This window comes from Candidatus Margulisiibacteriota bacterium (genome assembly GCA_028715625.1).
In the GTDB taxonomy this organism is placed as follows: Bacteria; Margulisbacteria; Riflemargulisbacteria; order GWF2-35-9; family GWF2-35-9; genus JAQURL01.
Genome location: JAQURL010000101.1, coordinates 1 through 6,654, shown reverse-complemented (window position 1 = coordinate 6,654; position 6,654 = coordinate 1). Strand labels below are relative to the sequence as shown.

Genomic DNA, 6,654 nt, shown 5'->3' with positions numbered 1-6,654 from the left:
TCTTTGGGGTAAATATTTTTATATCTGGGGTTAGCTGCTTCCAGATATACGGTATTTTTTTCCTTGCGGTAGTATTTCATGGTCCAGTCGCCGTCAACCTGGGCAATGACAATATCTCCGGGTCTTGGAGAGCGGCCTTTTTCTACCAGTACCAAGTCTTTAGGCAGGATGCCGGCACCAATCATGGAATCGCCCTTAACCTCCAGCATAAAGGTAGCCTGGGGTTTGGAAATAAGATAGTCATCCAGCGAAATAGTGTTTAAAAGCTCTTCTTCTTCCGGGGTTGGAAAACCAGCCGAGACCATACCAAGAAGTTTTATCCGGTTATGGAAACAGGAGGAGGAAAGCAGTTTGCCCTTGCCGTCTTTTTTCAGAAAATTTTTTTTAATCAGCCGATTTACCACATGTACGGCAGAACTGCGGGAGTTGTAGCCAAACAGATCGGCGATTTCCTGCAGGCTGGGTAACCGGTCATGCTGCCGGTAAAAATGGCGGATGGTGTTCATTATATAATCAAGATTAAGTGTGGTTTTTATAGGCATAGCGAACCTCCTTTGTACACCGCCTCTCTCCCCGACCCTCTCTCCGTAAACGGAGAAAGGGGAGTTCTTTGTCTGCTTTGTGCATCCTTCCCTTGACAAGGGGAGGGAAGATGAACTGATTTACATTCCCCTCTCCACTTGTGGAGAGGGGTTAGGGGTGAGGCGGGATGAGTTAGTACAATTGTACTATAAGAGTATATGTGTTTGTCAAGGGCAGTTGTCAGAGAGTGGTAAAACAGGAAAAAACAGTTAAAATATAAGGATTATATGAAACTTCTGATCAGATCTCTAATATTTATTGTTTCTTTTATGTTTATAACTTCAACCGCTGCGGTAAACAATTCTTCCGGTTGGGTTAATATAAGTTACAAGGAACTGCTGGACAAGAAAACTATTATTCGTACCGGACAAACCCTGGAATCGGCACTGAGTAATCCGGAGCTGAAAGGTGCAATGCAGCCCTTTTTGGACAGTTATTCTTATTTGCTTCCCTATGCTCTGGATATGCTGGATGGCCCTGAAGATATTAATTATCAGAACCTGATAAGCGACTATCCGGTCGGATTTTCACAGCCTGTCTGGGTAGCAATTCTGCGCAGCGGGCATATACTATTGCAGACAGATTACAAGGGCCATGTACGTATATTCCTGCCAGGACTGGACGCACAAAAAACCTATAATGATTTTTATTCTTTACTCAGACATCCTTTGAAAAACATTGCTCAATACAGAAAGCCTCTGGACATTAAGGTGTACGTTTATCAAAATATCTACTCACAGACGCAGTTGCAGATAAATAAAACTGCCTATTCATTTAGACAAAGTTATTTTCCGCCTGAAAAGAATAAAATACTTCTAAACATGGCAAATCTGGAAAGATTTTTTAGGACAGGAGCGACATTGGAGGGTGCCCGGCTTGATCACCAGAAAGGCTTGATTTTATTTGGGAAACTATCCGAACCGACGACCTTTGCAGGCAATCCGGAAACCATCGCGGACTTTGCTGCCGCATACAGGGCTGTTTTCTGGGCAGGAGACAACAAAGCTTTTATCAGTCTTGATCCTCATCCGGATGTAAGTAAAGCAGCTGTAAATTTTGGCGGATATCTGGAAGATACACATATAGGAGATGTAGTGCTGGAAGCGGATAAAAGATTCAAGACTATTACCAGCGGACTTGATCCGAATAGCGCAATGGATGTTCGTGCGTATACGAGAAAGTTTGTACCGGATTTTTTTACGGTTTCGGAAAGAGATATTTTATCGAATCAATACACAAAGAACAGAGGATGGATAAAAACACGTTTCTGGTTTTATCCTGATAATATTACTATAGAAGCAGATCCGCAAAATACATTTGCCCGAATTATAAATCCACAGTTTACAGCGGATGCGGAGCGCAGCAGGGATGATTTCGCTACTCTCCAGGAATTTGAAAGGAAAAAGAAGCAGTACCTTTTGCCGGCAATCAGGTCTAATATCGATCATTTAAACGAACATTATCAAGATTACGCCAAAGCATACCCGGAATTGAAGGAGTTGAGCCAGGTAGGGCGGCTGATTGGTTTGTGCAGCTGGTTAAAAAAAGTTAATCCAGTCTGGCTGGACCTGGATGAACTGCTCGCTGTGGAACTTCCACCATTCAAAACATCCAGAGAAAAAACACAACTTATGGCCATTTCTTTTTTGCGTGAAGCTGTGGCAGATAATGTGCAGGAAGCGACAGTAAAGAAAAATCTAAGAATAATTTATGTCAGCTCTGTTCTGGAACAAACAATCGGTGAATATTTCAAGAACAGTGTTAATTATAAAGATTTTATAAGTCAGTCAGATTCACACACGAATTCAAAGGATATAGATACGCAGTTCAGACAGAAAAGTCCATTAAGAATAAAGGAACTGGTCAGGACCAAAGCAGATTTGGAAAATCTGCTTGCCTACGAATCAAAAAAATATAAACCGGATTTAGATGAGTACATGGCATCTCAACAGAAGAAAATAGAGCAAGATAAAAAGCAGTTACAGCTGATTGTTGAAGAATTAAACAACAAACGCAATATGGTAAATACTAATGAGCAGATTGTTTCTTATAACAACCTGGTTAATTCATATAATAAAAAGCAGGAGGAATTTAATCGGGAAGTCGGCGAATTTAATATCCAGGCCCGAAGTTTGAAATTTCCATTTATCATGGAGATAGGCGGTGGAATTAATCTGGAGCCGGAAAACTTTAATATCATAACTGTTAAGCAGAGTCCGGGTTTAACAGAACTGGAACAAGCAGATAAAAATATACAATCGGGCTGGCTAAACAGTGAATCGCCTCAATCAAAACCAACTGAAAAACCGTTTTTATCAAAATCAGCAATAGCCAAAAAACAGACAAATAACAAAAAAACAGCAACTATTAAAGCATCCAACCCTGTGTTAAAAAAAGTTGAGACCAAACCGCAAATGCAAATCAACAGAAATGAGAAAACATGGGAAGTTACTATCCTGAGCGGTAAAAATAAAATAAGCGAAAAGAAGTATGATATAAAAAATAAAGAGCTGCGAATTGTAAATTATGGCCAAAACCAGCAGAAAGCCAATCTTAAAGGCACCATTAACGATCGGGGCGAAATTGTGTTCAGTTATATAAGATAGTTCTTAATAAAATTCGCGGGTGTCGTAATCAGTATGTTTTTATATGATTTTAAATTAAGCAGATGCTTGTCTCCGGTGATGATTATGTCCGAATTGGCAGCCACAGCGCATTCAAGGACCCTGTTATCCGCAGGACCCTCTTTAATAACGGAAATATTGTTATTAGTATGTATATAATCCGATATTGCTTCAATTTCATTAATGATAGACGGGATTATATCTACAGGAAAGTTAAATTTTTTACGTTGCAATACATTAGTTATTCCAGCGAGGATTGGCTCGGAAACAAACAATCTTATTTTGCCTTTGATCACCGAATTTAATATTTCACGGGGTTGTCCGCCAAATAATATAGCCGATATAAAAACATTAGTATCCAGAACTACTTTAAACAAAACTAGTCGCCTTTTCTTTGTTTTTTTATTTCATTCTGAATGTCTTTTTCTTTAATTTTGTTTGCTTTTACAATATCCCTACCCAGCGTGAAAATGGAGCTCCATTTCTGTTTTTTTTCAATATACATTCTGGCAGCTTCCCGGATAAGTTCAGACCGGGAACGGGATTCTGCTTTCGCAATGTTGTCAATTTGCTTTAAGAGATCAGCCCTGAAGGAAATATTAACCGTATTTGTATTCATAATTTCTCCTTTATATACTCTTAACAAAATGGTTTACAGCTTTGTTGTCTTTGTCACTCATTCCTCGATGTACGTTCAGTACACCTGCGGAATTCGCTCCTTGACGTCGCGCTGTAAGCTATTTTTGTGTCGAGTATTGTTCTTATATACAAACATTGTATGAATTATATATACAAACATTGTATGGGTCAAGTTTTAAAACTTTTAGATATATTTCTTTTTAATCTGTTCGAAGGTAATATACGGGAAGGGGTTAGTCTTGAAATATTCGGTAATTTCCTTGCCTTCCCAGAAATCCAGGTTCCAGTAATTATTGCGGTTATTAAAAAAAAGCATGCCCGCATTCATTACTTTTAAAGAGCGGTCTAAACCCTCGTATTGTTCATGATGGCGCATAAAAATACCAGCTAATATTTGTTTAATGGTTTTATGATGCGCGACGATCAGAATATCCTGGTCCCGGTATTTTTGTTTGATAACCCTAAAAAATTGTCTGATTCTAAGTTGATGGGCCCTGGGATTTTCGCCGCCTAAATGACTTCTGTAAAATCTGGAGTGATCTCTTACAGCTTTAATTAAGTCAGCAGGCAAGTTCTTTAGAGATAATCTGTCTTCCAGTCCCCAGTCTACTTCGTCCAGTTCTAGCCTTTGTTCGAAAATTCTTGGTTTTTGCAGGTCCAGGCTGGAATTTATCAAGAAATGAAAAAGGGTTTCTTCGGTTCGTTGCAGTCCGCTGTAGATTATAACTTTGGGATCGTAATCGGCAGGAATTATTCCTGATTGTTTATATAGATTGAACCTACTGCCTGCCTCATTTGATTGTTTTATTCCCAGCGGTGTTAATCTGACCAATTCATTCGGTGGCAATAGTTCCGCGATTGAGCCCGGTTCGTTTGATTGGGACAGACCGTGCCTGATAACCAGCATTCTTCCAGGTATACCGCCCGCTTGTCTTTGACCGAGAATTGAATTCTGAAAAGCTCGCCATTCCAGATAACTTTTATTTATGGAACTGGTAGAAATTGCTTCAGGGCCATGAAAAAAAGCTGGTAAAAAAGAGATGATTTTTGATAGCATGTTTATATACCTGAAGAAATATAACGATGAGTTTCATAACCAATAATAAAACCGTTTGATTCTTTTATATGCATAAGCCAGAACTGCATATCCTGCAGATGTTTGATAAACCTGGGGTCCAGGGTGGCCATAGCCGGGCTGATCGTTTCCATACATAAATTGGCCAAGATGTTGCTTAATTTACCTGTTATATAGAGATAGCTATTTACTGTTTCTTTTTGTAGCAGGAATTTTGCCAAATTATCCCTGTCCATATATTTGGCCATTTCGATTAAATAATTAATTTCATTTTGCACTGTTTGTGAAAACAATTTAGCCGGATCAAAAAATCGGTCGCATAATTCAAAATCATCCAGAAATTTTTCGTATTCCTGAAGTTTGTCATTAAAAATATGTTTACTTTGAGGCATTATATTTATTGAGTTCAGGATTGTTTCAATTTGGACCAGCAGATCATCAAAGTTTTCATATTCCAGAAAATGTTTATTATCAAGTTCGACTAACGAGCCTGATTTCTTGGCGCCTTTACTGAAAAGACAAATAATCGGTATGCCCAGAATGTCGGCCCAACCAAGTTCCAGGCCAAGGCCAGTGGCATCCTGTGAGACTTCAGCCAATATAACTTGAATAGCTCCTGCTTTAAACATGGGTTTGGATTTGAATGCTGTTTCCCGGTCTTCATGGGGCAGGATTATATTATATTTTTGGTTTAGTTCGCTTTTTCTAATAGCGGCATATAAAGTTTGATAATCAAAACCTCTTCTTTTATGGGAAAAGTAGATATTGCTTAGTTTTGAGGCGATGATTTTTGATAGCATGAATATATATCGGAGGGAGGTATAGAAAATTGCAGCGACCACACCCGACTTTGCTAATGGTACCCAAGGCAAGCCCCCGGCCCCTCTCCTGGAGGAGAGGGGAGTGAAAAAGGCTTGGGAAAGCCTTACTTTAAGTTCTTTTAGGAAAAGAATGCAAATTAAAAAACTTTTGGAAAAGTTTCAAAACTCATTTCTCTTTTCTTTGTCATCGCCACAAAGAAAAGAGAGAAAAGAAAATGCTAGGCGCTACGCTCACACGTTTTGAATTGGGGCTGTTTACTAACTAACGGACTGAGTCGGCTCCTGCCTCCGCAGTCCTCAGAAAACATCCTGTTTTCTGTACGTTAGTTCACAGACAATTCTACAACGCTTCCGCTATGCGCCGGAATGCGAAATGTAAATCATTTTCACATGCTGAAGTCATAGATATGACCATTGTTATCATATAATAAATCTCAAGGATTAGGTATTGGTTTGGCTAATTGATAATATATAAGAGAAAAATTCTCAGATATTTAACAATTATTCATATAGTTTTAAAATTTTATCTTTAAATTTTTATGGCACCCTTGCAAAAGCCTCGTAAAATGGACGGCGAATAGAGCGTGGCAAAAACAGGAAGTTTTTGCAGGGTCACGAGTCAGGATAGACGAGTTGACCCGTCAGCGAAATGAGACGTTGCCAATTAAGAGGCTGAAGCACAGGTGCCTAGCCAGGAAGAGAGAGCGAGAGGAACCTCGGCAATGAGTCTGGTTCCTCTCGCATTGGTTTTCCTTTCTTTTCCTAAAAGAAAATAAATTTTAGTTAACTTTTACTAAAAAGTGATAAAATACAAGCCGAGATATGAATATTTTAGTCATCGAAGATGAAAAAAAGATTGCCGCTTTTATCAAGCAGGGCCTGAAAGAAGAGGGATATGTTGTATCGGTTGTAA

At 39.0% G+C, this 6,654-nt stretch carries 6 protein-coding genes; 1 reads left to right on the top strand and 5 read right to left on the bottom strand.

Annotated features, from left to right (window positions below; all coding sequences use genetic code 11):
• Positions 1–542, bottom strand: a 542-nt coding sequence (locus tag PHV30_11605) for a LexA family transcriptional regulator (protein ID MDD5457659.1), incomplete at its 3' end; no start/stop codon positions are given.
• Between the two features lie 267 nt (positions 543–809).
• On the opposite strand from PHV30_11605, the gene PHV30_11600 reads away from it, so the two are divergent.
• On the top strand, positions 810–3,188 hold the full coding sequence (locus tag PHV30_11600) for a hypothetical protein (protein ID MDD5457658.1): 2,379 nt from the start codon (positions 810–812) through the stop codon (positions 3,186–3,188).
• On the opposite strand, the gene PHV30_11595 is transcribed toward PHV30_11600, so the two are convergent.
• From PHV30_11595 to PHV30_11580, 4 genes are all read right to left on the bottom strand, one after another.
• Complete coding sequence (locus PHV30_11595; GenBank protein ID MDD5457657.1) at positions 3,176–3,583, bottom strand: putative toxin-antitoxin system toxin component, PIN family; 408 nt, start codon at positions 3,581–3,583, stop codon at positions 3,176–3,178. The two genes, PHV30_11600 and PHV30_11595, sit on opposite strands and share 13 nt — an antisense overlap.
• A 2-nt stretch (positions 3,584–3,585) precedes the next feature.
• Complete coding sequence (locus PHV30_11590) at positions 3,586–3,825, bottom strand: ribbon-helix-helix domain-containing protein (GenBank protein MDD5457656.1); 240 nt, start codon at positions 3,823–3,825, stop codon at positions 3,586–3,588.
• A 204-nt stretch (positions 3,826–4,029) separates the two neighbouring features.
• Positions 4,030–4,902 carry a histidine phosphatase family protein gene (locus tag PHV30_11585; protein ID MDD5457655.1) on the bottom strand — a complete coding sequence of 291 codons (873 nt, stop codon included), beginning with the start codon at positions 4,900–4,902 and terminating at the stop codon, positions 4,030–4,032.
• Between the two features lie 2 nt (positions 4,903–4,904).
• Positions 4,905–5,720, bottom strand: a complete 816-nt coding sequence (locus PHV30_11580) for a hypothetical protein (protein ID MDD5457654.1) — start codon at positions 5,718–5,720, stop codon at positions 4,905–4,907.
• Positions 5,721–6,654 lie beyond the last annotated feature (934 nt).